The sequence below is a fragment of the Nocardioides szechwanensis genome, from assembly GCF_900103935.1.
GTDB lineage: Bacteria > Actinomycetota > Actinomycetes > Propionibacteriales > Nocardioidaceae > Nocardioides > Nocardioides szechwanensis.
This window is the reverse complement of the sequence record NZ_FNIC01000002.1, coordinates 250,651-277,047: the sequence shown is the minus strand read 5'-3', so window position 1 is coordinate 277,047 and position 26,397 is coordinate 250,651. Positions and strand designations below refer to the sequence as shown.

29 protein-coding genes are annotated in these 26,397 nt (G+C 71.7%); 14 read left to right on the top strand and 15 right to left on the bottom strand.

Going from position 1 to position 26,397, the window contains the following annotated elements; all coding sequences use genetic code 11:
- Together BLR90_RS06550 and BLR90_RS06545 are read left to right on the top strand one after the other, a co-directional pair.
- Window positions 1-270, top strand: a complete 270-nt coding sequence (locus BLR90_RS06550) for a hypothetical protein (RefSeq protein WP_091023727.1) — start codon at window positions 1-3, stop codon at window positions 268-270.
- The gene (locus tag BLR90_RS06545; RefSeq protein ID WP_091023725.1) at window positions 267-500 is read left to right on the top strand and encodes a hypothetical protein; all 234 of its coding nucleotides are present in this window, start codon (window positions 267-269) and stop codon (window positions 498-500) included. The genes BLR90_RS06550 and BLR90_RS06545 overlap by 4 nt, the downstream gene beginning before the upstream one ends.
- 139 nt (window positions 501-639) lie before the next feature.
- Here BLR90_RS06545 and BLR90_RS06540 read toward each other — a convergent pair whose 3' ends face one another.
- Both BLR90_RS06540 and miaB read right to left on the bottom strand, forming a co-directional pair.
- Window positions 640-1,374, bottom strand: coding sequence for a Type 1 glutamine amidotransferase-like domain-containing protein (locus BLR90_RS06540; RefSeq protein WP_091023723.1), 735 nt, complete (start codon window positions 1,372-1,374; stop codon window positions 640-642).
- Window position 1,375: 1 nt separating this feature from the next.
- Window positions 1,376-2,893, bottom strand: coding sequence for a tRNA (N6-isopentenyl adenosine(37)-C2)-methylthiotransferase MiaB (gene miaB / locus BLR90_RS06535; RefSeq protein WP_091023721.1), 1,518 nt, complete (start codon window positions 2,891-2,893; stop codon window positions 1,376-1,378).
- A 119-nt stretch (window positions 2,894-3,012) separates the two neighbouring features.
- Here miaB and BLR90_RS06530 point away from each other — a divergent pair, with 119 nt between their 5' ends.
- The 7 genes from BLR90_RS06530 (at window position 3,013) to BLR90_RS06500 (ending at window position 10,036) form a co-directional block, all read left to right on the top strand.
- Entirely contained in the window at window positions 3,013-3,768 is a 756-nt protein-coding gene (locus BLR90_RS06530; RefSeq protein ID WP_245715215.1) for an amino acid ABC transporter ATP-binding protein, read from the top strand.
- 14 nt (window positions 3,769-3,782) lie between these two features.
- Window positions 3,783-4,673, top strand: coding sequence for a glutamate ABC transporter substrate-binding protein (locus tag BLR90_RS06525; protein ID WP_091023717.1), 891 nt, complete (start codon window positions 3,783-3,785; stop codon window positions 4,671-4,673).
- Between the two features lie 65 nt (window positions 4,674-4,738).
- Complete coding sequence (locus BLR90_RS06520; RefSeq protein WP_091023715.1) at window positions 4,739-5,422, top strand: amino acid ABC transporter permease; 684 nt, start codon at window positions 4,739-4,741, stop codon at window positions 5,420-5,422.
- Window positions 5,419-6,291, top strand: a complete 873-nt coding sequence (locus BLR90_RS06515; RefSeq protein WP_091023713.1) for an amino acid ABC transporter permease — start codon at window positions 5,419-5,421, stop codon at window positions 6,289-6,291. The genes BLR90_RS06520 and BLR90_RS06515 overlap by 4 nt, the downstream gene beginning before the upstream one ends.
- Window positions 6,292-6,325: 34 nt before the next feature.
- Complete coding sequence (locus tag BLR90_RS06510) at window positions 6,326-7,852, top strand: CehA/McbA family metallohydrolase (RefSeq protein ID WP_091023711.1); 1,527 nt, start codon at window positions 6,326-6,328, stop codon at window positions 7,850-7,852.
- Window positions 7,853-7,898: 46 nt separating this feature from the next.
- A complete protein-coding gene (locus tag BLR90_RS06505) occupies window positions 7,899-8,999 on the top strand; it encodes a TIGR03857 family LLM class F420-dependent oxidoreductase (RefSeq protein ID WP_091023710.1) in 1,101 nt (366 codons plus the stop codon).
- The gene (locus tag BLR90_RS06500; protein WP_091023708.1) at window positions 8,996-10,036 is read left to right on the top strand and encodes a phosphotransferase; all 1,041 of its coding nucleotides are present in this window, start codon (window positions 8,996-8,998) and stop codon (window positions 10,034-10,036) included. Before BLR90_RS06505 ends, BLR90_RS06500 begins: the two co-directional genes overlap by 4 nt.
- 12 nt (window positions 10,037-10,048) lie before the next feature.
- Here the strand turns inward: BLR90_RS06500 and BLR90_RS06495 are convergent, their stop codons facing one another.
- Together BLR90_RS06495 and BLR90_RS06490 are read right to left on the bottom strand one after the other, a co-directional pair.
- A complete protein-coding gene (locus tag BLR90_RS06495; RefSeq protein WP_091023706.1) occupies window positions 10,049-10,312 on the bottom strand; it encodes a metal-sensitive transcriptional regulator in 264 nt (87 codons plus the stop codon).
- Between the two features lie 53 nt (window positions 10,313-10,365).
- A complete protein-coding gene (locus tag BLR90_RS06490) occupies window positions 10,366-11,166 on the bottom strand; it encodes a trans-aconitate 2-methyltransferase (protein WP_091023704.1) in 801 nt (266 codons plus the stop codon).
- A 65-nt stretch (window positions 11,167-11,231) separates the two neighbouring features.
- Between BLR90_RS06490 and BLR90_RS06485 the strand changes: the two genes are divergently transcribed.
- The gene (locus BLR90_RS06485; RefSeq protein WP_091023702.1) at window positions 11,232-11,726 is read left to right on the top strand and encodes a MarR family winged helix-turn-helix transcriptional regulator; all 495 of its coding nucleotides are present in this window, start codon (window positions 11,232-11,234) and stop codon (window positions 11,724-11,726) included.
- 78 nt (window positions 11,727-11,804) lie between these two features.
- On the opposite strand, the gene BLR90_RS06480 is transcribed toward BLR90_RS06485, so the two are convergent.
- The 7 genes from BLR90_RS06480 to rsmI all read right to left on the bottom strand — a co-directional run bounded on the left by BLR90_RS06480 (window position 11,805) and on the right by rsmI (window position 19,271).
- The gene (locus tag BLR90_RS06480; RefSeq protein WP_091024504.1) at window positions 11,805-13,583 is read right to left on the bottom strand and encodes an ABC-F family ATP-binding cassette domain-containing protein; all 1,779 of its coding nucleotides are present in this window, start codon (window positions 13,581-13,583) and stop codon (window positions 11,805-11,807) included.
- Window positions 13,576-14,502: a 4-(cytidine 5'-diphospho)-2-C-methyl-D-erythritol kinase gene (locus BLR90_RS06475; RefSeq protein ID WP_091023700.1), complete on the bottom strand. Its 927-nt coding sequence runs from the start codon at window positions 14,500-14,502 to the stop codon at window positions 13,576-13,578. The genes BLR90_RS06480 and BLR90_RS06475 overlap by 8 nt, the downstream gene beginning before the upstream one ends.
- Window positions 14,499-15,362: a 16S rRNA (adenine(1518)-N(6)/adenine(1519)-N(6))-dimethyltransferase RsmA gene (gene rsmA / locus BLR90_RS06470; protein ID WP_091023698.1), complete on the bottom strand. Its 864-nt coding sequence runs from the start codon at window positions 15,360-15,362 to the stop codon at window positions 14,499-14,501. Before rsmA ends, BLR90_RS06475 begins: the two co-directional genes overlap by 4 nt.
- Before the next feature lie 29 nt (window positions 15,363-15,391).
- The gene (locus tag BLR90_RS21625; protein WP_281245375.1) at window positions 15,392-16,459 is read right to left on the bottom strand and encodes a resuscitation-promoting factor; all 1,068 of its coding nucleotides are present in this window, start codon (window positions 16,457-16,459) and stop codon (window positions 15,392-15,394) included.
- Window positions 16,460-16,708: 249 nt separating this feature from the next.
- The gene (locus BLR90_RS06460) at window positions 16,709-17,503 is read right to left on the bottom strand and encodes a TatD family hydrolase (protein WP_371863151.1); all 795 of its coding nucleotides are present in this window, start codon (window positions 17,501-17,503) and stop codon (window positions 16,709-16,711) included.
- A gap of 56 nt (window positions 17,504-17,559) precedes the next feature.
- Window positions 17,560-18,411, bottom strand: coding sequence for an alpha/beta fold hydrolase (locus BLR90_RS06455; RefSeq protein ID WP_245715190.1), 852 nt, complete (start codon window positions 18,409-18,411; stop codon window positions 17,560-17,562).
- Entirely contained in the window at window positions 18,408-19,271 is an 864-nt protein-coding gene (gene rsmI, locus BLR90_RS06450; RefSeq protein WP_245715189.1) for a 16S rRNA (cytidine(1402)-2'-O)-methyltransferase, read from the bottom strand. Before rsmI ends, BLR90_RS06455 begins: the two co-directional genes overlap by 4 nt.
- Before the next feature lie 62 nt (window positions 19,272-19,333).
- On the opposite strand from rsmI, the gene BLR90_RS06445 reads away from it, so the two are divergent.
- The 3 genes from BLR90_RS06445 to BLR90_RS06435 all read left to right on the top strand — a co-directional run bounded on the left by BLR90_RS06445 (window position 19,334) and on the right by BLR90_RS06435 (window position 23,444).
- The gene (locus BLR90_RS06445; RefSeq protein WP_091023692.1) at window positions 19,334-21,040 is read left to right on the top strand and encodes a dolichyl-phosphate-mannose--protein mannosyltransferase; all 1,707 of its coding nucleotides are present in this window, start codon (window positions 19,334-19,336) and stop codon (window positions 21,038-21,040) included.
- A 9-nt stretch (window positions 21,041-21,049) separates the two neighbouring features.
- Window positions 21,050-21,454, top strand: a complete 405-nt coding sequence (locus BLR90_RS06440) for a pyridoxamine 5'-phosphate oxidase family protein (RefSeq protein WP_091023690.1) — start codon at window positions 21,050-21,052, stop codon at window positions 21,452-21,454.
- An 85-nt stretch (window positions 21,455-21,539) separates the two neighbouring features.
- Window positions 21,540-23,444 (top strand): ATP-binding protein, encoded by a 1,905-nt coding sequence (locus BLR90_RS06435; RefSeq protein WP_170254274.1) that lies wholly within the window; start codon window positions 21,540-21,542, stop codon window positions 23,442-23,444.
- Window positions 23,445-23,550: 106 nt separating this feature from the next.
- Here BLR90_RS06435 and BLR90_RS06430 read toward each other — a convergent pair whose 3' ends face one another.
- Both BLR90_RS06430 and BLR90_RS06425 read right to left on the bottom strand, forming a co-directional pair.
- On the bottom strand, window positions 23,551-23,754 hold the full coding sequence (locus tag BLR90_RS06430; protein ID WP_091023686.1) for a YgaP family membrane protein: 204 nt from the start codon (window positions 23,752-23,754) through the stop codon (window positions 23,551-23,553).
- A gap of 68 nt (window positions 23,755-23,822) precedes the next feature.
- Window positions 23,823-24,635 (bottom strand): SDR family oxidoreductase, encoded by an 813-nt coding sequence (locus BLR90_RS06425; protein ID WP_170254273.1) that lies wholly within the window; start codon window positions 24,633-24,635, stop codon window positions 23,823-23,825.
- 120 nt (window positions 24,636-24,755) lie between these two features.
- Here BLR90_RS06425 and BLR90_RS06420 point away from each other — a divergent pair, with 120 nt between their 5' ends.
- Complete coding sequence (locus BLR90_RS06420; RefSeq protein WP_143016128.1) at window positions 24,756-25,112, top strand: hypothetical protein; 357 nt, start codon at window positions 24,756-24,758, stop codon at window positions 25,110-25,112.
- On the opposite strand, the gene BLR90_RS06415 is transcribed toward BLR90_RS06420, so the two are convergent.
- The gene (locus tag BLR90_RS06415; protein WP_091023680.1) at window positions 25,091-25,633 is read right to left on the bottom strand and encodes a TetR family transcriptional regulator; all 543 of its coding nucleotides are present in this window, start codon (window positions 25,631-25,633) and stop codon (window positions 25,091-25,093) included. The genes BLR90_RS06420 and BLR90_RS06415 overlap by 22 nt on opposite strands.
- A 16-nt stretch (window positions 25,634-25,649) precedes the next feature.
- Window positions 25,650-26,387, bottom strand: a complete 738-nt coding sequence (locus tag BLR90_RS06410; RefSeq protein ID WP_091023678.1) for an SDR family oxidoreductase — start codon at window positions 26,385-26,387, stop codon at window positions 25,650-25,652.
- Window positions 26,388-26,397 lie beyond the last annotated feature (10 nt).

Below are 26,397 nucleotides of genomic sequence, written 5' to 3'. Positions count from 1 at the left end.
ATGCCTGACGCGGATCTCGGACCCAAGCCCGAGCCGGAGATCGAGCCCGGCGAGCCCAACCCCGGCGGTGTCGACGCCGTCCCCGACACCGACGGGGACGCCGAGCCGGTCCCCGCCGACCTCACGCCCGAGGACAACCCGGCCGTCGACGACGCCCTCCCCGACGAGGTGAAGGAGGGCGAGGACACCTCGACCGAGGCCACCGAGGACGACTCCGACGACGACAACACCGGTGCCGCCGACGAGGCCGACCGGGAGAACCCCGCATGAGCGGCGACCGGCCCGACCCCGCCGAGGACGGCATGGGCGTCAGCAGCGAGCGCGAAGGCCCCACCGGCCCCGGCCAGCACGGCACCACCGGCGTCTTCGACTCCAGCCCCCCGGAGCCGGACCCCGACGCCGACACCCCACCGGAGCAGTCGACCGGCAACCCCGAACCGACCCCCGAGGGCCTCGAGCCCAAGGCCGGCTACTCCAGCAAGGACCCCCGCTCCGGCTGAGAGGCTGCGGCTCGCTGCCGTTCGGTCCGGTTTCGCCGGTCGACCGGCGTTTCTGGACGTTGACCGCTGGAACTTCGTCGGTCAGGCGGCAGTTTCGCCGGTCGACCGGCAAAACTGCCGCCGGCAATCCCCACCGAACCTAGCGCAGGCGGCGGGTGTCGAGGGGGGTCTCGACGGCGGTGCCGGCGGCGCCACCACGCTCGACGTAGTAGGCGCCGGCGCCGTCGGTCTCGCGGAGTGCCTCGACCATCTCGGTGCCGCGGTAGAGCAGGCCGGCGCCGTCGTCGGTGGCGTAGCCGGCGGGCAGGGAGCCGTCGGCGATCAGGGACTGGAAGAGCGGGCGGCGCTGCGCCTCGGAGTCGTAGTGGACGCCGTTGGAGTAGGGCAGCAGGGCCAGGCCGTTGGTGATCGGGCGCAGGTCGGGGCCGAACGAGTCGGTGGTGCCGCCGATGTGCCAGCAGATGGAGCCGGCCGAGACGCCGGTCAGCACGACGCCTGCCTGCCAGGCCTCGCGCATGACCTCGCCGACGCCGTGCAGCTCCCACATCGCCAACAGTCCGGCGACGCTGCCGCCGAACACCCAGATCACGTCCTGGGCGAGGAGGTGCTCGCGGATGTCGGGGACGTTGGGCATCGTGAACAGCTGGAGGTGGGACGGTGCCCAGCCGGCCAGCTGCGCCATGTCGTAGAAGTTGCGGATGCCCTCGGTCGAGTCGCCGCCGGCGGTCCCGAGGTAGCAGACCTTCGGCGCGCGGCCGGTCACGCCGGCGAGCTCGACGGCGTGGTGCGTGAGCGGGCCGACCTCCCAGCGGGTGCGGGACCCGGCCACGATGCCGCCGGAGGTGGCCAGGATGGTCGGGGCGTCGGCGGTCATGTCAGCGGCACGCGGGAGCGTCGGGGAGCGGCAGAGGTACGCCGAGCGTGGGCATGCCCAGCGTGACACCCGGCGAGACGCCGACGGGCGCACCCTGGCGGGCGTCCCACGCGTCGCCGGATCGGGTACGACGTACCGTCGCCGGCCCGTCCGCCACCAGGTGGTGCGGGGCGGCGTACGTGATGTCGACGGTGACGATGTCGCCGGGCCGGGGTTTCGAGACGCTCGCTGGCGCTCGCTCCTCAACCACCGAATCGACCGCGAAGTGCACCAGGCGGTTGTCGCGGCCGCGGCCGGACAGCCGCAGGGTGGCGGCGTCCTTGCGACCCTCGCCCTCCGCGACCATCAGCTCGACGCTGCGTCCGACGAGGCGCTTGTTCTCCTCCCACGCGATCTCGTTGACGAGGTCGATGAGGCGGCCGTAGCGGTCCTTGACCACCGCCGGCGAGATCTGGCCGTCGAGGGTGGCCGCCGGGGTGCCGGGACGCTTGGAGTACTGGAACGTGAAGGAACCCGCGAAGCGCGCCTCGCGCACGACGTCCAGCGTGGCCTGGAAGTCCTCCTCGGTCTCGCCCGGGAAGCCGACGATGATGTCGGTCGTGATCGCGGCCTCGGGCATGGCGGCGCGCACGCGCTCGATGATCCCGAGGAACTTCGCGGACCGGTAGGACCGGCGCATCTCCTTCAGCACCCGGTCGGAGCCGGACTGGAGCGGCATGTGCAGCGACGGCATCACGTTGGGGGTCTCGGCCATCGCCTCGATGACGTCGTCGGTGAACTCCGCGGGGTGCGGCGACGTGAACCGCACCCGCTCCAGCCCCTCGACCTCCCCGCACGAGCGCAGCAGCTTGCTGAACGCCTGCCGGTCGCCGAACTCCACGCCGTAGGCGTTGACGTTCTGGCCCAGCAGGGTGACCTCGGAGACGCCGTCGGCGACCAGCGCCTCGATCTCGGCCAGGATGTCGCCGGGCCGGCGGTCCTTCTCCTTGCCGCGCAGCGCCGGGACGATGCAGAACGTGCACGTGTTGTTGCACCCGACCGAGATCGACACCCAGGCGGCGTACGCCGACTCGCGCTTGGTCGGCAGCGTCGACGGGAACACGTCGAGCGACTCGAGGATCTCGACCTGCGCCTCCTGCTGCACCCGCGCGCGCTCCAGCAGCACCGGCAGCGAGCCGATGTTGTGGGTGCCGAACACGACGTCGACGTACGGCGCCTTCGCGGTGATCGTGGCGCGGTCCTTCTGGGCCAGGCAGCCACCGACGGCGATCTGCATCTCGGGGTTGGCGGCCTTGATCGGCGCCAGGTGGGACAGGTTGCCGTAGAGCTTGTTGTCGGCGTTCTCGCGCACGGCGCAGGTGTTGAAGACGACCACGTCGGCCTGGGTGTCGGCCGCAGCAGCGACGTAGCCCGCCGTCTCCAGCAGCCCGGTCAGGCGCTCGGAGTCGTGGACGTTCATCTGACACCCGTAGGTGCGGACCTCGTAGGTGCGGGCTGGGCTCGCGAGCGTGGCTGACATGACCCCGAAAGGGTACGACCGTCGGGTCTCGCCCCCGAATTCCTAGGTCACGAGACGGCATCGCACTAGTCACGACATAGCCCGAACGGACTACCTGCGGCTAGGGTCCCCGCATGACGATGCAGGAGGACGAGCCGGGCGAGCCGCTCGTCGTGCTCGACAAGGTCGACAAGTGGTTCGGCGAGCTGCACGTGCTCCAGGACATCAACCTGACCGTGCACCGCGGCGAGGTCGTCGTGGTCATCGGCCCGTCGGGCTCGGGCAAGTCGACGCTGTGCCGCGCGATCAACCGGCTCGAGACCATCGACAAGGGCACGATCACGCTCGACGGGGAGCCGCTGCCGCAGGAGGGCAAGGCCCTCGCGAAGCACCGCGCCGAGGTCGGGATGGTGTTCCAGAGCTTCAACCTCTTCGCCCACAAGACGATCCTCGAGAACGTCACGCTCGGCCCGATCAAGGTCCGCAAGAAGTCGAAGGCCGAGGCCGAGGCCCGCGCCAACGAGCTCCTCGACCGGGTCGGGATCGGCCACCAGGCCTCGAAGTACCCCGCCCAGCTCTCCGGCGGCCAGCAGCAGCGCGTCGCGATCGCCCGCGCGCTGGCGATGGACCCCAAGGTGATGCTCTTCGACGAGCCCACCTCGGCCCTGGACCCGGAGATGATCAAAGAGGTCCTCGACGTCATGGTCGACCTCGCCAAGCAGGGCATGACCATGGTCGTCGTCACCCACGAGATGGGCTTCGCCCGGACGGCGGCCGACCGCGTGCTCTTCATGGCCGACGGCCAGGTCGTCGAGGAGAACACCCCCGAGCAGTTCTTCACCAACCCCACGAGCGATCGGGCCAAGGACTTCCTCGGCAAGATCCTCAAGCACTGAAGGAGATTGCGGATATGCGACACACGAGGATCAAGGCCGCGATCGCGGTACTCGGGCTGAGCCTCAGCCTCGCCGCCTGCGGCGACGCCGGCGAGGACAACGAGAGCGCGCCCGACGTCGAGGTCAAGGAGAACGCCGCCGACGACTTCGAGGACGGCACCGCGATGAAGGCCCTAGCCGAGGCCGGAGAGATCACGATCGGCGTGAAGTACGACCAGCCCGGCCTGGGGTTCAAGGACGCCGCATCGGACGTGCCCGAGGGCTTCGACGTTGAGATCGCCAAGCTGCTGGTGGCGGACCTGGGGATCGACCCCAACTCCGACAGCGTCACCTGGGAGGAGACGATCTCCGACAACCGCGAGCCCTACCTCGAGTCGGGTCGCGTCGACCTGGTCCTGGCCTCCTACTCCATCACCGAGGAGCGTCGTCAGGTCGTCGGCCAGACCGGCCCCTACATGATCACTGGCCAGCAGGTGCTGGTCGCCGCTGACAGTGACATCACCGGCATCGAGGAACTCGAGGGCGAGGAGGTCTGCTCCGTGACGGGCTCGACGTCCCTCGAGAATGTCGAGGCCGCCGGCGCCATCGGTGTTCCCGCCGAGACCTACTCGCAGTGCGCGGAGGACGTGCTCAACGGCACCGTGCCCGCCATGTCCACCGACGGCACGATCCTGTTGGGTCTCGCCGCCCAGAACGACGGCGAGCTGAAGGTCGTCGGCGAGGAGTTCTCCGAGGAGCGGATCGGCGTCGGCTACAGCCTGGAGTCGCCGGAGATGTGCGAGTGGATCAACGAGGTCCTGACCGAGTCGTTCGAGAGTGGCGCCTGGGAGGCAGCGTTCGAGGCCACCCTCGGCGGCGACGACGTCGAGACCCCGGAGCCGCCGGCCCTGGACGAGTGCGCCTGAGCTCGCACCACTGACCAGGACGACCGACCGGCACGACTCAGACGCTAGGTGAGGAGAGCAGACACGTGCACGTTGTCTGGGACAACCGTGAGGCCGTGGCACTCGCCTTCGGCTACACGTTGCTGCTCTTCCTCATCAGCGGCGTCCTGTCGATGGTGCTGGGCACGTTCCTGGCCGCGCTGCGCGTGGGGCCGGTGGCCGTGCTGCGCCTCGCCGGCACGGCCTACGTCACTGTCGTCCGCAACACCCCGCTGTTGATCGTGCTCATCTTCTTCCGGATCGCCGGACCGAAGATGGGCATCAAGTTCAACTTCGTCGACATCACGATCGGGGACGTTCGCCTCAACAACGTGTTCACCGCCTGCGTAGTCGGACTCACCGTCTACACGTCGGCGTTCGTGTGTGAGGCCCTGCGCGCAGGCATCAACGCCGTCCCGCTCGGGCAGGCCGAGGCGGCCCGCGCGATCGGCCTCCCGTTCGGCGGGGTGATGCGGACCGTGGTGCTGCCGCAGGCCATCCGGGCGGCACTGCCCCCCATGGCGAGCGTGCAGATCGCCCTGCTCAAGAACACCACGGTCGCCGGCGCGCTGGGCGTGGTCGAAGCCTTCGCCCGGATGAGGGGCCTGACCAACGACAACGCCCCGGAGCGGATCTCCCTCTTCATCGCGTTCGCCCTGATCTTCGTCGTGCTCGTGGAGATCCTGTCCCTCTTCGCCAACCGGCTCGAGAGGCGGTGGCGGATCGCATGAGCACCAGCATCCTGTTCGACGCCCCGGGGCCGAAGACCGTCGCGCGCCATCGTCTCTACAGCGTGATCGGGCTCGTCTTCGTCCTCGGCGTCGCCGCGTTCTTCGTCTGGCGGCTCGCGGACAGCGACCAGTTCGAGTACCGCAAGTGGGAGCCCTTCGTCAGCCCCGTCTACCTCGAGACGCTGCTGGTCGACGGGCTGCTCGAGACCCTCAAGATGGCGTTCTCTGCCGTCATCGCCGCCGTCGTCTTCGGCGTCATCTTGGGCATCGGCAAGCTCTCCGACCATGCCTGGGTGCGGTGGCCGTGCTGGGCCGTCGTGGAGTTCTGGCGCGCGGTCCCCGTGCTGCTGGTGATGATCCTGGTCTTCTACTCCTGGGGCATCGACCGCGGCGTCAGCGGCGCCTACTGGAGCGTGGTGTTCGCCCTGACCGTCTACAACGGGGCGGTCCTGGCCGAGGTGTTCCGGGCCGGGGTCCTCGCAGTTCCCAAGGGACAGAGCGAGGCGGCGTACGCCTTGGGCATGCGCAAGAGCCAGGTCATGTGGGTGGTGTTGCTACCCCAGGCGGTCAAGATCATGCTCCCCGCCATCATCAGCCAGTGCGTGGTCGCCCTGAAGGACACCAGCCTCGGCTACGCCGTGGCCGCCCCCGGCCTGACGTTCGTCGGCAAGCAGATCTACGGCGACCCCGACTTCGGCGGCAACCAGGTGCCGACGGTGTTCGTGCTGGCGGTCATCTACATCGTGGTGAACCTGTTGCTGACCGGGGTGGCCACCTGGGTGCAGAAGCGATTCGTCGGGGAGCGCAAGCCGCTCGAGGTCTCGATGGTCACCGCAGTCGGGACCGGCGCGACCGGCGGCCCTCTCTGACGTAACACCCCCCGGACGAGGTCGTTGGTCCGGTGTGTGCGACCACCACGCGGATCACCATCCCGGGCCAGACCGACGCTCCCTGCTGCTCGCCGGCGCCGGGGTGGCGACGTACGCCGCGGCGCAGGGCGTCGCACCGGCGGCGGCGGGCACGACGCGCACGCTGCGGTTCGGCGGCCGGTTCACCGGGGCGAACACCCCCGACTGGCACTACCTGCCGGTGCGGGTGCCTCGCGGAGTGCGGGCGATCGAGATCGCTTACGACTACGAGTCGACCAACACCGGAGCCGGCTTCAGCCTCAACGTGATCGACATCGGGATCTTCGACCCCTCGGGCCACGGGCTGGGTGACGCCCACGGGTTCCGCGGCTGGTCGGGCGGTGCGCGCAAGAAGTTCCGGATCAGCCCCAGCGGTGCCACGCCGGGCTACCTGGCGGGGCCGATCACGCCGGGCGTGTGGCAGGTGATCCTCGGCCCGGTGGCGATCGTGCCGCCGGGGGTCGAGTGGTCGGTGACCGTCACGCTGCACTTCGGGCGCCCCGGGCGCCGCTTCCGGCCGCAGCCGCCACCGCGCGCCGTCCGCGGGACCGGGCCGGGCTGGTACCGCGGCGACCTGCACCTCCACACCGTCCACTCCGACGGCAAGCGGACCCAGGCAGGGCTCGTCCGGGACGCGCGCGCGGCCGGGCTCGACTTCATCGGCTCCTCGGAGCACAACACCAGCTCGGCCGGCCTCACCTGGGGGCGGCACGTGAAGCCCGGCGACCCGCTGCTGGTGCTGTGCGGCGAGGAGGTCACGACCCGTACCGGGCACTGGCTGGCGATGGGGGTCCCGGCCGGCGCGTGGGTCGACTGGCGCTACCGGGCCGAGGACGGGCAGCTCGCCAGGTTCACCAAGCGGGTGCGCGGGCTCGGCGGGATGGCGATCGCGTGCCACCCGTGGGTGCCGATCCCGGCGACCAAGTGGGACTTCGGCTACGACTACGCCGCGATGGACGCGGTCGAGATCTGGAACGGCCCGTGGACGCTCGACGACCAGGTCGGCGTCGAGCACTGGCACACGATGCTGGTCGAGGGCAGGTTCGTGCCGGTGATCGGCAACTCCGACGCCCACAACGAGAGCCAGACCGTGGGCCAGGCCCAGACCGTCGTCCGCGCGAGCACCCTGTCGACCGCTGCCGTCGTACATGCCCTCAAGCTCGGGCGCTCCTGGCTCGCCGAGTCGTCGGACGTGGACCTGACGTTCGAGGCCTCGCTGGGGGGTACGACGGTCTCGTGCGGCGACCGGCTCACGGCCGCGCCGACGGACCTGGTCGACGTCCGGCTCGAGGTCTCCGGGGCGCCCAACTGCGTGGCCCAGGTGCACGGACCGCTCGGGCCGCTCGCGGGCGCGGTGACGACCGACGGCGGGGCGACCGTAACGGTCCAGGTGCCGGCGGGCGTCACGCCGTTCGTCCGGGCGGAGGTGCGCCGTCTCGACGGCGCCCCGGTCGTCAACCCGCTCGACGGGGTGCCCGGGCTGGCCATGGTCGCGATGACCAACCCGGTCTTCCTGGGTTGAGGCGTTGTCAGTTGACACGCGTCAACTTCTGCTAGCGTCCGCCGGTGTGACCGCCCTCACCCCTCCCCAGACGCAGGAGTTCCCCGAGCTGGCCTGCTACGGCCTCGCCGGGCACAGCAGCAGCCCCGCCGACCTGATCCCCGAGGTCCGGCTGGCCGAGCGACTGGGGCTCGGCTCGGTCTTCCTCTCCGAGCGGTTCAACCTCAAGGACGCCGCCGTGCTGGCCGGCGCGGCGGCTGCCGCCTCGACCACGATCGGCATCGCGACCGCCGCCACCAACCACAACACCCGGCACCCGCTGGTGACCGCGACGATGGCGACCACCCTGCACCGGATGACCGGCGGCCGCTACGCGCTCGGCCTCGGCCGCGGCTTCAACCTGCTCTTCGACGTCATGGGGCTCCCCCGGATCACCGGCGCGCAGATGGAGGACGCGGTCGGGATCTACCGCCGGCTCTGGCACGGCGAGGCGTTCGGCCACGACGGGCCCGCCGGGACCTACCCCTACCTGAGCCAGGACAGCAGCTTCGACGAGGACATCCCGGTGCTGATGATGGCGATCGGCGACCGCTCCCTGGAGCTCGCCGGCCGCGTCGCCGACGGCGTCGTGCTGCACACGTTCCTGGGCGACGAGACGCTGGCCCGCTCGGTCGCCCGGATCCGCGACGCGGCGAGCGCCGCCGGCCGCGACCCGTCCGACGTACGCGTCTGGGCGGTGCTGGCCGTCGTCGAGGAGTCCATCCCCGAGGAGCTCGCACTGCGCAAGCTCGTGGGCCGGCTCGCGACCTACCTCCAGGGCTATGGCGAGGTGCTGGTGCGGGCCAACGGTTGGGACCTCGCCGACCTCCAGCGCTTCCGCGACGACCCCCTCGTCCAGGGGTACGCCGGGGCGTTCGACGCCGTCGGCACCACCGAGCAGCTGAGCTACCTGCGCGACGAAGTACTGCCCGCCGAGTGGCTGGCCGCCTCCGCCACCGGGAGCGCCGCGGCCTGCGCACAGCGGGTGCTCGACCAGCTCGCCGCGGGCGCCGACAGCGTGGTGCTGCACGGCGCCACCCCCACCGAGCTGGCACCGGTCCTCGAGGCCTACCGCTCGCTGCGGCCCGACCTGCCCACCCTGCCCGCCAACCCCGGGTGGATGCGGTGAGTGCCGGAGTCGTCACCGAGCTCGAGGGCCTCACCGCCGAGTGGGTCGGCGCGGCGCTCGGCCGGCGGGTCGACTCGGTGAGCGCCAGCCAGGTCGGGACCGGCCAGATCGGCACCTGCTACCGGCTCGCGCTCACCGGCGACGACCTCCCGGCCTCGGTGCTGGTCAAGCTCCCCGCCGCCGACCAGGGCTCGCGTGACCTGCTCGCCGGCGCCTACCGCGGCGAGCTGCTGTTCTACGCCGAGATCGCGCCGACCCTCGCCATCCGCGTGCCGGCCTGCCACTACGCCGCGATGTCGCCGGGCTCGGGCGACTTCACCCTGGTGATGGAGGACCTCGCGCCGGCACGGCAGGGCGACCAGATCGCGGGCTGCACCGTCGCCCAGGCCCGTGACGCCGTGGTCAACCTGGCCGGCCTGCACGGGCCGCGCTGGTGCGACCCGACCCTCGAGGACCTCGACAACCTCACCCGCCAGGGCCCCGACGACGTCGCGCTGCTCGTCGAGCTCGCGCCGCCGACGACCGAGCTGTTCATCGACGGTCTCGGCGACCTGATCTCGGCCGAGGACCAGGTGACGCTGCGCGAGTGCGCGGAGGTCGTCGGGCCGTGGAGCCTGGCGCGCAGCGAGCGCTACGCGCTGGTGCACGGCGACTACCGCCTCGACAACCTGATGTTCGCGCCCGACGGGGCGCCCGACTCGGTCGCGCTCGACTGGCAGACGCTCTCGCTCGGGCTGCCTGCTCGCGACCTCGCCTACTTCGTCGGGACGTCGCTCGATCCCGACGTACGGCGTGCGCACGAGCGCGACCTGGTGGCGGCCTACCACGGCGCCCTCATGTCGTACGGCGTCAGCGGTCACGACCTCGACGAGTGCTGGGACGACTACCGGTTCGCGATGGTCCAGGGGCCGCTGGTGGCGACGTTCGGCTGCGCCTACGGCACCCGGAGCGAGCGCGGCGACCGGATGTTCGCGACCATGGTGGCGCGCTCGTGCGCCGCGATCCGCGCCCTGGGCACGCTGTCGCTGGTGCCCTGACTCAGCCCAGGATCAGCCCAGCGAGAGGAAGAGTCGCTCGAGGCGCTCGAGGTCGTCCTCGGTGGGGCCGTCCTCGCCGGCGGCCGCCAGGCGCCACTCTCCGGCGATCAGCGCGAGCCCGGCACGGTCGAGGGCGCTGGAGACCGCCTTGAGCTGGTGGAGCACCTCGTGGACCTCGCGCCCGCTCTCCATCATCCGGAGCACCCCGGCCAGCTGGCCCTGGGCGCGCTTGAGTCGGTTGGCAACCGCGACGTGCTCTGCCGAATGGTGATCCATGGCACACCCCCTGGCGCCTCAACGGGGACGGGGACCAGGCGTTACGCGGAGGTCTAGACGTGCGCGACCACGAACACCCTGCGGAACGGCAGCACGACGCGTCCGTCGCGAGCCGGGTAGGCCTCGCGCAGCCGCGCCTTGAACTCCCGCTCGAACTCCGCCCGCAGGTCGTCGGGCAGCGCCTGCAGGGTCGGGCGGGCCCCGGTGCCGGAGACCCAGTCGAAGACCGGGTCGTCACCGGTGAGCACGTGGAGGTAGGTCGTCTCCCACGCGTCGACGTCGCACCCGAGCGCCGCGAGGGCCTCGAGGTAGACGGCGGGGTCGTGGCTCGCGGGGCTGGCGATCCCCCGCGTGTGGGCGGCGTACGGCGGCCGGTCGGCGAGCTCCGCGCGCAGCGTGTGGCTGGGCTCGCCGAAGTTGCCGGGCACCTGGAACGCGAGCCAGCCCCCGGGCCGGACCGCCTCGACCAGCCGCGGCAGCAGGTCGAGGTGGCCGGGCACCCACTGGAGGGTGGCGTTGGAGACCAGTACGTCGACGCTCGCTGCGGGCGGTGCCCACTCGCGGAGGTCGGCGACCTCGAACGCGACGCGCGGCTCCTTCTGCCTGGCGGCCTCGATCATCTCGGGGCTGGAGTCGAGCCCGACGATCTCGGCGTCGGGCCAGCGGTCGGCCAGCAGCGCGGTGAGGTTGCCCGGGCCGCAGCCGAGGTCGACGACGCGCTCGGGGCGCTGGTCACCGCTCTGGGCCGAAACCCGCGCCACGAGCTCGACGAACGGGCGGCCGCGCTCGTCGGCGTAGGTCAGGTAGCGCTCGGGGTCCCAGCGGGGCCCAGCGGGCGTCGGAGTGTCGGCCATGGCCCCATCCTGCGACGAATATATCTTGATGTCAAGATTCTCGACGTTCCGCTACGCTGCTTGGCATGGCTGGCATCCGGGACGAGGTCGACGAGCTCGTGGAGGCGTGGGCGCGCGAGCGCTCCGACCTCGACCTCGAGCCGGTCGCCGTCTTCAGCCGGATCAGCCGCCTCGCGCGCCACCTCGACCTGGCCCGCCGCGACGCCTTCACCGCGCACGGCATCGAGCCCTGGGAGTTCGACGTGCTCGCCGCCCTGCGCCGCGCCGGACCGCCGTACGAGCTCTCGCCGGGACGCCTGCTGCGCGAGACCCTGGTGACCAGCGGGACCATGACCAACCGCGTCGACCGGCTGACCGCGCGCGGCTACGTCGAGCGCTCCCCCGACCCCGAAGACCGGCGCGGGGTCATCGTGCGGCTCACCGCCGAAGGCAAGACCGCCGTCGACGCCGCGTTCGAGGCGCTGCTCGAGGCCGAGCGCCTGCTCCTTGCCGATCTCCCCACCCGCGACCAGACCCGCCTCGCGTCCCTCCTCCGGACCCTCCTCGCTCCCTACGCCTGACCGTTCACCCGCCCGAAACTGACACAAAATCACGTTGACCCGCCCGAAAGTTTCGGGCGGGTCAACGTGAGATTCGGGTCAGCGTTCGAGGACCTCAGCGACCTCGAGCCACTCGAGCTCGAACTCGTCCTTCTGGGCGTGCAGCTGTTGGAGCTCGGCGCTGAGGTCGGCGAGCTTGGCGTAGTCCTGGGCGTGCTCGAGGATCAGCGCGTTGAGCTCGGCCTCGCGGGCGTTGACGCGGGCGAGCTGCTTCTCCAGGCGCGCCATCGACTTGCGGGCGGTGCGCTCCTCGGCGCCGCCGAGCTTGCGCTTGGGCTCCACCGCCTGGCCGGAGGTCCCGGGTGACGCCGGCGCCGCGGCTGCCTGGAGGGACGCCGTACGACGCTCGAGGTACTCGTCGACGCCGCGCGGCAGCATCGAGATCTTGCCGTCGCCGAGCAGCGCCCAGACGGAGTCGGTGACGCGCTCGAGGAAGTAGCGGTCGTGGGAGACCACGATCAGCGTGCCCGGCCAGCCGTCGAGGAAGTCCTCGAGGACGTTGAGCGTGTCGATGTCGAGGTCGTTGGTGGGCTCGTCGAGCAGCAACACGTTGGGCTCCTCGAGCAGCAGCATCAGCAGCTGGAAGCGGCGGCGCTCGCCACCCGAGAGCTCCCCGATCCGAGCGGTCAGCTTGTCGCCGGTGAAGCCGAACCGCTCCAGCATCGAGGTGGCGCTGATCTCGCCACTGTCGGTCTTCACGACCCGGCGGAACGACTCGACCATCGGCAGCACCCGACCATCGGGATCGAGGTCGTCGAGCTGCTGGGTCAGGTGCCTCATCGAGATGGTCCGGCCCCGCTTCACCGTGCCCGCTGAGGGCTCGAGGTCGCCCGCGAGCAGTGCGAGCACCGAGGTCTTGCCCGCGCCGTTAACGCCGACCAGGCCGACCCGGTCGCCGGGGCCGAGCCGCCAGGTGGCGTGGGTGAGCAGGGAGCGTTCGCCACGCTTGAGATCCACGTCCTCGACGTCGATCACCTGCTTGCCGAGCCGCTGGGTGGCGAACTTCTGAAGCTCCAACCGATCGCGGGGCGGGGGGACGTCCGCGATCAGAGCGTTGGCCGCCTCGATGCGGAACTTCGGCTTGGCGGTCCGGGCGGGTGCCCCGCGGCGCAGCCACGCGAGCTCCTTCGTGGCGAGGTTCTGCCGCCGCGCCTCGGAGGCCGAGGCCTGGCGGGTGCGCTCGGCCTTGGCGAGCACGAATGCGGCGTACCCGCCCTCGTAGGCGTCCACCACACCGTCGTGCACCTCCCAGGTCCACTGGCAGACCTCGTCGAGGAACCACCGGTCGTGGGTCACGACCACCATCGCGGAGGGCCGCTTCACCAGGTGGGCGGCCAGCCACGCCACCGCCTCGACGTCGAGGTGGTTGGTCGGCTCGTCGAGCACGATCAGGTCGTGGTCGCCGAGCAGCAGCGCGGCCAGGGAGCATCGGCGGCGCTCACCACCGGAGAGCCCGATCACCGGACGGTCGAGGGAGACACCGGCGAGCAGCACCTCCACGACCTCACGCGTGCGGAAGTCCGCGGCCCACTCGTGGTCGTCCATGCCGCCCAACACGGCCTCGCGGACACTGTGGGTGTCGACCAGCTCGTCACCCTGGTGCAGGTAGCCGACGTGCAGGCCACGGGTCATCGAGACCCGACCGGAGTCCGGTTCCTCCAGTCCGGTCATCACCTCGAGCAGCGTGGTCTTGCCGTCGCCGTTGCGGCCGACGATGCCGATCCGCTCGCCGACAGCGATCCCGAGGGACACGTCGGTGAGCAGCGGCCGGACGCCGTACGCCTTCGAGACCCGCTCGAGGTTGAGGAGGTTAGCCACGGTCGCCCCCGACCACGTGGGCGCCGGCGACGGCACCGTTGGCGACGAGCACGACCTCGGGCCCGACCCGGAGCAGCGCCCCGGCCAGGTCGCGGGCGTGGTCGCCGGACTCGCACAGGAACACACAGGTAGGCCCGGAGCCGCTGACCAGCCCGCGCAGCGCCCCTTCGGACTCCCCGCGTTCGATGAGTACGCCGAGGTCGGGACGGAGGTCGATCGCAGGCTCCTGGAGGTCGTTGCGCAGCAGTGGGGCGAGTGCCTTCGGGTCACCCGCGGCCACGGCGGCGAGGAGCTCGTCGGCCGGTGGCGGCGTGGGTGAGGCGTCAGGGAAGAGCTTGTCGAAGTGCTGGTAGACGGCCGGGGTCGACATGCCCTCGAGGCTCGGGACGAGCACCCACCACCAGGTGCCGTGGTCGGCGACCGGGGTGACCAGCTCACCGCGGCCGGTGCCGAGGGCGGTGCCGCCGATGAGCGCGAACGGTACGTCGCTGCCCAGCTCGGCGGCGATCGCGAGCAGGTCGTCGTCGGTGGTGCGGGCGTCCCACAGCCGGTCGAGCGCGACCAGGGCGGCCGCCGCGTCAGCGGAGCCACCGGCCAGGCCGCCCGCGACCGGGATCGCCTTCTCGACCGAGACCTGCCCGTGGACGGGGAGGTCGTGGTGGGCGGCCAGCAGGGTCGCGGCCCGGCTCACGATGTTGGTGTCGTCGAGCGGGATCGCCCCGGCGTCGACGTGGTCGGCGACCAGCATCCGCAGGTCCCAGCCGGGGAGCTCGCCGGTGGCGGTGACGTCGTCGCAGAGGCCGACGGCCTGGTAGACCGTGGTCAACGGGTGGAAACCGTCCTCGCGGGGGGCCCCGACGCCGAGGTGGAGGTTGATCTTGGCGGCGGCACGCACGGTGATGCTTGCGGAGGCGCTCATGACGCGAGCACCTCCGCGACGCGCGCGAACTGCTCGACGGTCAGTGACTCGCCGCGTGCCATCGGCTCGACGCCGGCCTGCTCGAGCGCGGCGGCGGCCGCCTCGGCGGAGCCGGCCAGCTCGCGCAGCGCGCCGCGGAGCACCTTGCGGCGGTGGGCGAACGCGAGGTCGACCACCTCGAAGACCTGCTCGCGGGTGGCGGTGGTCGCCGGCGGGTCGCGCCGGGTCCACGAGACCAGGCCGGAGTCGACGTTGGGCGCCGGCCAGAAGACGTTGCGCCCGACCGCACCCGCGCGGCGTACGTCGGCGTACCAGGCGGCCTTGACCGACGGGACGCCGTAGACCTTGGAGCCCGGCGACGCGGCCAGGCGGTCGGCGACCTCGGCCTGCACCATCACCAGGCCGCGCTCGAGCGACGGGAGCAGCATCAGCAGGTGCAGCAGCACGGGCACCGAGACGTTGTAGGGCAGGTTGGCCACCAACGCGGTGGGCGGCGGCCCGGGCAGCTCCTGGACGCGCATCGCGTCGGCCAGCACGACCTCGAAGCGGTCGGCCTGCCCCGGCGCGTACGTCGCCACCGTCTCGGGCAGCAGCCCCGCGAGCTTGTCGTCGATCTCGATCGCAACCACGCGGCGGGCCACGCCGAGCAGGGCCAGGGTCAGCGACCCGAGACCGGGGCCGACCTCGAGCACGACGTCGTCGGGACCGATCCCCGACTCGCGCACGATCCGGCGCACGGTGTTGGGGTCGATGACGAAGTTCTGGCCGCGCTGCTTGGTGGGCCGGAGGTCGAGGCGGTCCGCGAGCTGACGCACCTCCGCCGGCCCGAGAAGCCTCGGGCCGGCGGAGGTGTCAGACATGGGTGCCAGGCTAGTTCGTGGCTCCGCGGTCAGGTGGGGAGCCCCAGGCTGGCCGCGCAGCCGGGCCACGAGCCGTAGCCGCCGGTGGCGTCCCGCAGTCGGGTCGCCACGGCGATCTGGGTCTCGCGGCTGTTGGCACTGGGCAGCCCGGTGCCGCCGTAGGCCTGCCACGTGCCGAGGCTGAACTGAAGCCCGCCGTAGTAGCCGTTGCCGGTGTTGATCGCCCAGTTGCCGCCGGACTCGCACTGCGCCAGCGCGTCCCAGACGGTGTTGCCGGTGGCGTAGGCGACCACGGCAGGCGCGGTGCCGACCTCGACGATCTCGGAGACCGCGTTGCGCAGCACCTTCTGGCGCAGCACCTTGCGGACGGTGAGCTCGCCGTTGCGGTACTCGAGCCGGTAGGTCACGTTGCGCAGACCCTCGCGACCGGCGCGGACCAGCGTGGTCTCGCCCTCGGTCATGGAGTCGTCCTCGCGCTCGATGGTCGCGAAGTCGACGGCCTCGCCCTTGACGCTCAAGCGCTCGACACGGACGTTGGTGAACACGATCTTGTCGCCGTCCTGGACGACAGAGCCCAGGGCGGGCTTGGTCTCGTCGGGCTGGTGGATCTCGACGCCGAGCTCCTCCAGCGCCTCCTCCACGGTCAGGGCCACGATGGTGCGGGTGACGGGCTTGTGGGCGCCGACCTTGACGGTCAGCCGCTTCGGGGTCACGACCTCGAGGGAGAGCCCGTCGCGGCCGATGGTCAGGCCACGGCTCGCGGAGAGCTCGGCGTCTCGGAAGGAGCGGCCGATCTCGCCCAGGGCGGAGGCCACGTCGGTGGCGTGTACCCAGTGGGTGGTCGCCTCACCGTCGACGACGACGTCGAAGGGGCGCGCGTAGCGCACGTTGATGGAGCTGCCGTCCACGACGGCCTCGTCGAGACCGGGGGCGACGATGTCGCGCTCTCCGACCTCGATGCCCTCGGAGGCGAGCACCTCTTCGACGGTGTCGCCGAAGGTGGTGACCTCGCGCATCTCGCCGTCGACCGACATCTCGACGGTGGTGCTGAGGGCCGCATAGCCGTAGGTGGTGCCGCCGACGGCGAGAGCCGCCACCACGGCGAGCGCAACCAGGACGCGCCTGCTGCGGACGAAGGAAATCAGCTTGGAGGGGGGCTTGGAAGCCGGGGTGACGGCCTGGGTAGGCTGCTCATCCTGGGGCACAGTTCTCCGAACGTTGGGACTTCCCGGCCCCTCGAGAACCGGCTGTCTGTGCTCCACCACAGCAAACCCAGGGTCGAGATTGCAAACCCTCGGCCCCTCCGTCGGTGGGCAACGTGACCGGGATCTCGCGCCTTTACCCGCTCACCAGGCGCCTCCGAACGCCCTCTCAGTGTTGGTGTCGAGCGCCGCGCAGAGCGTCTCCAGGTCGTCACCGCGCACCTCGGCCATCGCTCGCACCGTGAGCGGGACGAGGTACGACGCGTTGGGACGGCCGCGGTAGGGCGTCGGCGTGAGGAACGGCGCGTCAGTCTCGACCAGCACCCGGTCGAGCGGGGTGACCGCGAGCGCGTCGCGCACCGGCTGGGCGTTCTTGAACGTCATCGTGCCCGCGAAGGAGAGGTGGGCGCCGCGGTCGAGGCAGCGCCGGGCGAAGTCCGCGTCGCCGGAGAAGCAGTGCATCACCCAGCGCTCGGGCACCCCCTCCTCGTCGAGCACGGCGAGCACCTCGTCGTGGGTGTCGCGGTCGTGGATCACGAGCGTCTTGTCGAGGCGCTTGGCGAGGTCGATGTGGCGGCGGAACGACTCGACCTGGACCGCCCGGCCATCCTCGCCGGTGCGGAAGTGGTCGAGCCCGGTCTCCCCCACGGCGCGCACCTTGTCGTGGGCCACGGCGAGGCTCTCGATCTCCGCGAGCGCCGCGTCGAGCGACCCGGTCGCGGCCAGGCGGGGAGCCTCGTTGGGGTGGAGCGCGACGCCGGCGATGAGCCCGGAGTGCTCGGCGGCCGCGGCCACCGCCCAGCGCGCACCCGGCAGGTCACACCCGATCTGGACGATCCTCGTCACGCCGACGGCTGCCGCGGCGGCGATCGCCTCGGCCGGCTCGAGGCCGACTCCTCCGTGCGCGTCGATGTCGAGGTGGCAGTGGTTGTCGACCACAGGGTGCGGCAACGGCTCCGGTGCCGGGGGACGCTCGGCGCTCCTACCCACACTGCTCACACCGACCACACCCGGTCGAGGATCGCGGTCGCCAGCTGCTCCGGCGCCTGCGTCGGGATCCAGTGGCTGACGCCGGGCAGCTCGACGAAGACGTAGGGACCCTGCACGTGCGCCGCGGTCAGCTCGGCGCCCTTGCGGACGATCGCGGTGTCGCCGTCGCTCCAGACCAGCGTCGTCGGGGCCAGGATCGGGCGGCGGGCCAGCTCCCGGTCCGCGAAGACGATGGCGCGGTACCACGACAGACCACCGCGCAGGGCGCCGTACTCCACCACCTCGGTGCGGCAGCGGGCGATCTCCGAGGGCGTCATCCCGGACTGGCGCAGGCCCTTGTCGAACGCGCCGCCGCGGCGACGAGCCGACAGCTCGACGAGGAAGGGGATCTGGAAGAGCAGCATGTACCAGGACTTGAGGCCCTGCCTCGACGTCAGCAGCGCGCGCTCGAACGCCGCCGGGTGCGGCACCGAGACAGCGGTGAGGGTGCGGACCAGGTCGGGCCGGCGCGCGGCCAGGGCCCAGGCCACGAAGGACCCCCAGTCGTGCCCGACGACATGCACGGGACCGCCGACCAGCTCCACCAGGGCGGCGACGTCGTCGGCCAGCTCGGTCGCCCGGTAGTCCCGCCGGCGGCGCGGCCGGGCACCCGGCGAGTAGCCGCGCTGGTCGACGGCGAGGGTGCGCAGCCCGGCCGCGTGGAGCAGCGGGGCCACGCTGCCCCAGGAGGTCGCGCGCTCCGGGAAGCCGTGCAGGAGCACGACCACGTCGCCGTCGAGCGGCCCGTCGTCGAGGACGTCGAACGTGAACCCGTCGCGCCGGTAGGAACGGATCCGCCCACCCACAGGTCCGCTCACCGGCCGTGCACCAGGTTGTAGACCTCGCGTTTGGGGAGACCGGCGAGCCGGGCGACCTCCACGATGGCGTCCTTACGCGTCATGCCCCGATCCTCCCTCTCCTGTACGGCGGCGCGGAGGCTGGCCTCGTCGTCGGCGATGCTCGGCCCGCCGTCGGCACCGGCCACGACCACGGTCACCTCGCCGCGCACGCCCTCCGCGGCCCAGGCCACCAGCTCGCCCAGCGGGCCCCGGCGTACCTCCTCGTGGGTCTTGGTCAGCTCCCGGCAGACCGCGGCCAGGCGGTCGTCGCCCCAGGCCTCGGCCATCGCGCGCAGCGCCGTCTCGGTGCGGTGGGGCGCCTCGAAGAAGACCATCGTGCGCTCCTCGGCCGCCAACGCCGCGAGCCGTCGGGCGCGCTCCCCCTGCTTGCGCGGCAGGAAGCCATCGAAGCAGAAGCGGTCGACCGGCAGCCCCGAGACTGCGAGCGCGGTGAGCACGGCGGAGGGACCCGGTACGGCGGTCACGCGGACGCCGGCCTCCACCGCGGCCGCCACCAGGCGGTAGCCGGGGTCGGAGACGCTGGGCATCCCGGCGTCGGTGACCAGCAGCACGCGCTCGCCGGCCAGCAGCGCCTCGAGGAGCACGGGGGTGCGGGCGGACTCGTTGCCCTCGAAGTAGGAGACGACGCGGCCGGTCACGGTGACACCCAGGTCGGTGGTCAGCCGCTTGAGGCGGCGGGTGTCCTCGGCGGCGACGACAGCCGCGGTCGCCAGCTCCTCGCCGAGGCGCGGGGCCGCGTCGGCGACCCGGCCGATGGGGGTCGCGGCCAGCACGAGCACGCCGTACTCACTCTGGGGCGCGCCCTCGGAAGTCGTCACGCGCCGATCATGTCAGTGGGGCGGGAGGGGCACGTAGAGTCCTGCCCCGTGGAGACGGCCCTGTGACGACCCCGGACCGGCGGTCCCGCAAGGGCCTGTCCACCACGGCCGCCGGGCTCGCCGTCCCCACGGCGCCGGAGCGGTCCCGGAAGCGCGACGGCCTCGAGGACCCGCTGGTCGCGTGGAGCGCCGCGATCGGGGTCACCCTGCTCGCGCTGTTCCTGCGGCTCTGGCACCTCGGGTCGCCGAAGGAGTTCGAGTTCGACGAGACGTACTACGCCAAGGACGCCTGGTCGATGGCGAACCACGGCTACGTGCGCAACTACGTCGACGACGCCAACGAGCTGATCCTGGGCGGCCAGACCACCGACGTGTGGAAATCCGACCCCTCCATGATTGTGCACCCCGAGGTCGGCAAGTGGCTGATCGCGCTGGGCGAGAAGGCCTTCGGCATGGACCCGTTCGGCTGGCGGATCTCGGCCGCGGTCGTCGGCGCGCTGATGGTGCTGGTCATGTGCCGGCTGGCCCGGCGGCTCACCGGGTCGACCGCGCTCGGCTGTGTCGCCGGGCTGCTGCTGAGCCTCGACGGGCTGCACTTCGTGCTCTCCCGGCTCGCGCTGCTCGACATCTTCCTGGCGTTCTTCCTGCTCTGCGGGGTGCACTGCGTGGTCGCCGACCGCGACCACTACCGCGCCCGGCTGGCGGCCGCGGTCGAGGCGGGCGACGGCGTGCCCGCGACCGGCTGGGGCCCGGTGCGACCGGTGCTCTTCCGGCCCTGGTTGGTGCTGGCCGGGGTCTGCTTCGGCCTCGCGATCGGCACCAAGTGGACCGCGGCCTTCCCGATGGCCGCCTTCGGCACGATGGTCTGGCTCTGGAGCGCCGGGGCGCGCCGCTCGTTCGGCGTGCGCTGGCCGGTGCTCCGCTCCGCGCTGGTCGACGGCGCCCCGGCCTTCGCGCAGCTGGTCCTGGTCGCGTTCGTGGTCTACGTCGGCACCTGGACCGGGTGGCTGATGCACGCCGGGGAGTACGAGGAGCACCTGTCGTCCAGCCAGTACACGCGCTTCGTCGCGGAGGGCGCGACCTGCGAGGACGAACCGGTGCTCAACGACGACCGCTGGCCCACCGCCTCGGAGCCCGACGCGACCGGACCCGCCGAGGGCGTGCAGTCGCTGCGCTCGCTGTGGAGCTACCACCAGGACCTGTTCACGTTCCACACCCACTTCCTCAACTGCAGCGACCACACCTACGGCTCCAAGCCGTTGGGCTGGCTGCTGCTCAACCGGCCGGTGGGCGTCGCCGCCGACACCGGCATCGAGCCCGGCACCCGGGGCTGCGACGCGCCCGCCGGCAGCACCTGTCTGCGGCAGGTGCTGCTGATCGGCACGCCCGTGCTCTGGTGGGGCGGGATCGTGGCGCTGCTCTACGGGCTGGCGATGTGGATCGGCGCGCGCGACTGGCGCTTCGGGGTCGCGATCGTCGGCACCGCGTCCACGTGGCTGCCCTGGCTGCGCTACGACGACCGGCCGATCTTCCTGTTCTACGCGATCGCGACGCTGCCGTTCATCGTGCTGGCACTGACCTTGGCGATGGGCAAGCTGGTCGGGCGGTCCCGTCCGTCCTCGCCACGGCGTACGGCGGGGGTGATCGTGGCCGGCTCGTTCTTCGTGCTGGTCCTGGTCAACTTCGCGTGGTTCTGGCCGATCTACACCAACGAGCTGCTCACCCGTTCGGAGTGGCTCGACCGGATCTGGTTCACCCGATGGATTTGAGGATCTGACATGACCGTGTGGCGACCCGGCTGGGACGAGTTTCCCCAACCCCTGCTGGACTTCTGGAGCGAGCGGCACCTGTGCACGCTGAGCACGCTGCGGCCCGACGGACGGCTGCACGTCGTACCCGTCGGGGTGGCGCTGGACCCTGAGGAGCAGTGCGCGTGGGTGATCACCCACGGCGTCTCGCGCAAGGCGCGCAACCTCGAGCACGGCGGGGCGCTCGCGGCCTGCCAGGTCGACGGCGGTCGCTGGTCGACCCTCGAGGGCCAGGGGATCGTCGTCACCGACCCGGCGTCGGTGGCCCGCGCCTGCGAGCGCTACGCGAGCCGCTACCGCACACCACGGGAGAACCCCGCCCGCGTCGCGATCCGGATCGATGTGGGTCGCTTCGTGTCGTCAGCGACTCTGTGACCTGCGAGACTGGTCGCTCTTTCGGGAGGTGGCGTTGAGTCCGGTCCGTGCACAGGTCGGCGATCTGAGGCCGATCTACCAGATCATGCGGCGCATCAACGGTGGCGCCGACGTCGAGTCCGTCCTGCTGGCCGTTGCCGAAGGGGTCGCCCAGGCGGTCGGCTTCGAGGTCGCGGCGATCAGCTACCTCACGCGGGACCTGCACTTCCAGGTCGCCGCGGTGGCCGGCAGCGCCGAGGCGCGCGAGCTGCTGCTCGGTGCCCGGGTCCCGCTGTCGGCGATGGAGTCGGAGCTCGAGCTCGCCGAGCAGTGGGGCTCGCTCCTCTTCATCCCGGCCGAGCGGCTCAACGGTGAGGTCCTCGGGTGGATCCCTCCCGAGGTCGTGCCCGACGGTGACTCCGAGCCGGATCCCGACCGCTGGCGCCCCGAGGACACCCTGCGCTCGCCCCTGCGCTCGCCCGCCGGCGAGCTGCTCGGCCTGCTCTCGGTCGACCTCCCCGTCGACGGGAAGCGTCCGGACCAGGCGCGGCGCGAGCTGCTCGAGATGTACGCCGACCTCGCGGGCGTCGCGCTCCACAACGCCCGCCGCGCCACCGAGCTCGAGGAGCAGGTACGCCTGGCGACCGCCGTGGAGTCGCTGCACGGCCGCGCCGCGCGGTCTCTTGACGTGCAGCAGATCATCCAGGGCACCGTGGGCGAGATCGCCCGGACGCTGAGTGCCGACCACGTCTGGCTCCGCGCCTTCGGCGACGGAGACTCCACCACCGGCCACGGCGCGAGGTGGCCGAACGACTCGGCCCAGCCCGCCTCCCCTCTGTTGATGGAGGCCGTCTCCCGGGCCGCACGCAACGCCTGGGCCACCGGTGACGTGGCCCTCGCCCGGCTTGACGAGGACGGTGTGGTCGGAGCCGCCGAGAACGAGCCGGTCAGCCTGACCGACCGCGCCCTCTTCCCGGCCGGTCCCAGCCTCGCCTCCGGTGAGCGGATCCCGGTCGCCGGTGGGGCCGCGGGCTGGGTCCCCCGCCCCTCGACGCGTCAGGACCCCGCCGACCCCGAGCACCGGCTCATGGCGGACTACCTCCGGCCGCTCGGCGCCGGCACCATCCTGCTCGCGCCCGTCGGCACCGGACCCGACTGCCTTGGCTACCTCGCCGCCGTACGCGCGGCCGGCAGCGGCGACTTCTCTCCCCACGAGGTCCAGGCCGCGGGCCAGATCGCACGCAACCTCGGCCAGGCGATCCTCAACGCTCGACTCCTCGAGCGCGAGCGGATCCTGGTCGGGCAGCTGGAGTCGCTTGACCACTACAAGAGCGACCTGATCTCCACGGTGTCGCACGAGCTGCGCACGCCGCTGACGTCCATCGCCGGCCACCTCGAGCTGATCGAGGACGACCCGCGCTCGGCGACGCCGGCCAGCTTCAGCGTCATCTTCCGCAACCTCGAGCGGGTGATGACGCTGATCGACGACCTGCTCACGCTCAAGAAGCTCACCGACGCCAACTCACCGGCCCCCACCTCCACCGTCGTCGACCTGCACCAGGCGGCCCTGGACGCGGTCGCCGCGTTCCGGCCGCCCGCGGAAGAGCAGGGCGTCGACCTGACCGTCGTACCTCATGGGGGGCCGCTGCTCATCAGCGGCGACCGCGACGAGCTCGAGCGGGTGGCGCTCAACCTGGTCGGCAACGCGGTGAAGTACACGCGGACGGGCGGGTCTGTCACGGTGTCGACCGAGCGCACCGACCGCTTCGTGCGGCTGGTCGTCAAGGACACCGGCATGGGCATCAGCAAGCCGGACCAGGAGGAGCTGTTCACCGAGTTCTTCAGGACCACCAACCCCGACGCACTCGCCCTGCCCGGCACGGGCCTGGGGCTGAGCATCGTGCGCCGCATCCTCCAGCGCCACGGCGGCTCGATCCGGCTGGAGTCGGAGCTCGGCGAGGGCAGCACCTTCACCGTCCGCCTGCCGCTCAGCCGGACCACACCTCGCTGACCCACGGTGATTGAAGTCCTCGCGCGCGGGCCTCGGGTCGTGTGCCTGACAGTGCGCTGTGGCGCTCCCTGACACACACGACCCACTCGGCGTGCCGCCTGTTCAGCTAACGGAACGCGCAGCCGCTGGTCACTCCGAAGCGCCGGAACACGAGGGCTGCCGGGCAGAAGCCCGTGAAGCTCGACTGCAGCAGGTTGAGGCCGACGAACGCCGTCAGCAGCAGCCACCACGACGAGACCAGGGCGGCCATCAGCGCGCTGACGAGGACCATGCTGCCGGCCAGCGTCAGCACCGCGCGGTCGAGATTCATCAAGCAACTCCAGGTCTTCGGGCGTCCAGGGGCGACACCATCGAACTGAAGTATAACCCCCCGGGGGGTTAAGTCCATTCGGCGTCGAGGTCGTGCAGCTCGAAGCCGAAGCGAGACGCGGTGTCGGCGGGGTCGCCCGTCGGCACACAGTCGCGGAGCATCACGTCGACCAGCGGTGCCGGCAGTGACGGCAGCACGCGGCTCAGCACCCGGGCCATCGGGTCGTTCAGGTGCCGGACCCGGACGTGGGCTCCGTTGACCTGCCGCACGAAATCGTCGACCGTGAGCGCCCGCGGCCCGGCGAGCTCGTAGGTCCCCGTCGGCGTCGACGGGTCGAGTGCCGCGTGGGTCAGTGCCTCCACCACGTCGCGGTTGGCGACCCACGCCCAGCGCTGGCCGCCCGAGCCCAGGACTGAGACCGGCTTGCCTCCGCGCGAGAGCATCGCCTCGGCCGTGGGCCCTGGCCGGCTCGCGTCCCCGTAGATGTGCGCCGCCCGGAGTACGACGGTCGGCACCCCGGTCGCCTCCAGCCGCTGCTCGGCCTCGGCCTTGAGCCGCAGGTAGAGGTTGCCCGAGGCCGGGTCGGCGTCGAGGTAGGACAGGGTGACGACGCGGCGTACCGACGACCCCACCAGCGCGGCGACGACCGCCTCGGCCGTCTCGAGGTTGGAGCTCGCGTAGGTGTCGGGGCGCCTCGGCCGGAGCGTCCCCGCCAGGTGCACCACGACGTCCGCGTCCCGGACAGCGGCAGTGAGGTCGTCGCGGCGACCGATCGGACGCACGTCGTTGGGGAGACCAGACAGCCGCTCCTGCAGGGCGGCGCCCACCTGTCCCGACGCGCCGGTGACCACGACCGGCCCCGTGAGCCACTGGTCTGCCATACCACCACTCTGCGACGGCATGGCTCGCGTCACCAGGGACCAAAGCCTCTGGCCGCCCCCGACCGCAGGGAAGAAGTTGAGATGAGGAGCCTTGTTCCTTCGGCGATGGAGGCGACGACGATGACGAACGCGCGGGATGCCGTGGTCCAGATCCACCTGGAACAGCTCGGCAAGCACTCCTGGGTCCGCGCGGTCCTGGGCGCGGTGATCGGGGCGGGTGGCGGCCCGCCGTACCGCTTCGTCGCGGCTCCCGACGACCCGGAGCACGACGCCTCCGAGCACGCCGCCGTGGGGGCCACCTTCCCGGTACTGCCCACCGAGGACCTCGAGCGCCAGACCGAGCCCAACGAGTGGACCGACCTGGCCCACCAGCGGCTCAACGAGCTGGACACCAATCTCCTGAGTGCGGGCTGGAAGCGCCGGGCCGACCGCGGGCGCTACTGGTGGTCGCTGCGCTACGACCCGCCGCCGGGGTGAGCCACCTCGATGCCGCTGACCAACCACCCGAGCGTCGCCTCGAACCGCTCGGGGTGGTCCCACTCGCCCGGGGCGCGGAGGTCCAGCAACGATGAGGCGATGGTCCAGTGACCGACGTTTCCGGCGACCTCGATCGCGAGGCGTCTCCGGAAGCCGTGCGCGACCAGGGCGTCCACCAGGCGTACGACGTACGCCACCGTGGCATCCCGGTCCTCGAGGGTCATCAGGCTGCCCAGGTAGGGCCGGGCAAGCAGCGCTGATCGCAGGGTCCGGGTCCAGTTCCCGATGCTGGTCTGCCAGTCGGGGCCAGGCCTGAACTCCAGGTCCATCCCCGCGAACGCGTGCGCCACGACGCCGCGGACCATCGCGTCGCGGTTGCCGACGAGCGCGTAGAGCGTCTTGGTCGAGCAGGAGAGCCGGCCCGTCAGGTTGCGCGCGTTGAGGCCCTTGAGCCCCTCCTCGTCCAGGATGCGCAGCGACTCGGCGTAGATCTGCTCGGCGCTCAGCGGTGGCCGGCTCATCGGCGTACGGCGCTGCTCAGATCTTGGTCGGGATGGCAGTGACGGTGCCGCCGTCGACCACGAACTCGGCCCCGGTGGCGAACGACGACTCGTCGCTCGCCAGGAACAGCACGAAGGCCGCGACCTCCTCGGGCAGCCCGGGTCGGCCGAGCGGGATCGGGATCAGGTCGACCGGCATCGCGTCGGTGGCCGGCGTGCTGATCCGTCCCGGGTGGATCGAGTTGACCCGGATGCCGTGAGGTGCGAGCTCCAGCGCGGTCGACTTGGTGAGGCCGGTCAGCCCCCACTTGGAGGCGACGTAGCCGTGCGCCCACGGCGTGCCGCGCAGGCCCTCGATCGAGGAGGTGTTGATGATCGAGCCGCCGCCGGAGGCGATCATCGCGTCGGCGGCCGCTCGGGTGCCGAGGAAGGGGCCGGTCAGGTTGACGTCGAGCATCGCCTGCCAGAGCTCCTGCTTGTAACGCTGGAGCTGGCCGCCGTTGAAGATGCCGGCGTTGTTGAAGAGCACGTCGAGGCTGCCGAACTCCGCGACCGTGAACGCGACGGCGCTCTTCCAGTCGGCGTCGCTGGTGACGTCGAGGTGGAGGTAGCGCGCACTGTCACCCAGCTCGTCGGCCAGGGCGGCGCCCTCCTCGTCGAGGAGGTCACCGATGACGACCTTCGCGCCCTCGGCCACGAGCAACCGGGCGCTGGCTCCGCCGATGTTGCGGGCGCCGCCGCTGATCAGCGCGACCTTGCCGTCTACACGTCCCATGCGCGAGACG

Coding starts and splice junctions, on each gene's coding strand:
- BLR90_RS06440 (WP_091023690.1), top strand. CDS start 21,050: ATGACCGTGTGGCGACCCGGCTGGGACGAGTTTCCCCAACCCCTGCTG.
- BLR90_RS06545 (WP_091023725.1), top strand. CDS start 267: ATGAGCGGCGACCGGCCCGACCCCGCCGAGGACGGCATGGGCGTCAGC.
- BLR90_RS06420 (WP_143016128.1), top strand. CDS start 24,756: ATGACGAACGCGCGGGATGCCGTGGTCCAGATCCACCTGGAACAGCTC.
- BLR90_RS06540 (WP_091023723.1), bottom strand. CDS start 1,374: ATGACCGCCGACGCCCCGACCATCCTGGCCACCTCCGGCGGCATCGTG.
- rsmA (WP_091023698.1), bottom strand. CDS start 15,362: ATGTCTGACACCTCCGCCGGCCCGAGGCTTCTCGGGCCGGCGGAGGTG.
- BLR90_RS06485 (WP_091023702.1), top strand. CDS start 11,232: ATGGCTGGCATCCGGGACGAGGTCGACGAGCTCGTGGAGGCGTGGGCG.
- BLR90_RS06490 (WP_091023704.1), bottom strand. CDS start 11,166: ATGGCCGACACTCCGACGCCCGCTGGGCCCCGCTGGGACCCCGAGCGC.
- BLR90_RS06495 (WP_091023706.1), bottom strand. CDS start 10,312: ATGGATCACCATTCGGCAGAGCACGTCGCGGTTGCCAACCGACTCAAG.
- BLR90_RS06530 (WP_245715215.1), top strand. CDS start 3,013: ATGCAGGAGGACGAGCCGGGCGAGCCGCTCGTCGTGCTCGACAAGGTC.
- BLR90_RS06475 (WP_091023700.1), bottom strand. CDS start 14,502: ATGAGCGCCTCCGCAAGCATCACCGTGCGTGCCGCCGCCAAGATCAAC.
- BLR90_RS06430 (WP_091023686.1), bottom strand. CDS start 23,754: ATGAATCTCGACCGCGCGGTGCTGACGCTGGCCGGCAGCATGGTCCTC.
- BLR90_RS06415 (WP_091023680.1), bottom strand. CDS start 25,633: ATGAGCCGGCCACCGCTGAGCGCCGAGCAGATCTACGCCGAGTCGCTG.
- BLR90_RS06550 (WP_091023727.1), top strand. CDS start 1: ATGCCTGACGCGGATCTCGGACCCAAGCCCGAGCCGGAGATCGAGCCC.
- BLR90_RS06410 (WP_091023678.1), bottom strand. CDS start 26,387: ATGGGACGTGTAGACGGCAAGGTCGCGCTGATCAGCGGCGGCGCCCGC.
- BLR90_RS06525 (WP_091023717.1), top strand. CDS start 3,783: ATGCGACACACGAGGATCAAGGCCGCGATCGCGGTACTCGGGCTGAGC.
- BLR90_RS06435 (WP_170254274.1), top strand. CDS start 21,540: ATGCGGCGCATCAACGGTGGCGCCGACGTCGAGTCCGTCCTGCTGGCC.
- BLR90_RS06515 (WP_091023713.1), top strand. CDS start 5,419: ATGAGCACCAGCATCCTGTTCGACGCCCCGGGGCCGAAGACCGTCGCG.
- BLR90_RS06425 (WP_170254273.1), bottom strand. CDS start 24,635: ATGGCAGACCAGTGGCTCACGGGGCCGGTCGTGGTCACCGGCGCGTCG.
- miaB (WP_091023721.1), bottom strand. CDS start 2,893: ATGTCAGCCACGCTCGCGAGCCCAGCCCGCACCTACGAGGTCCGCACC.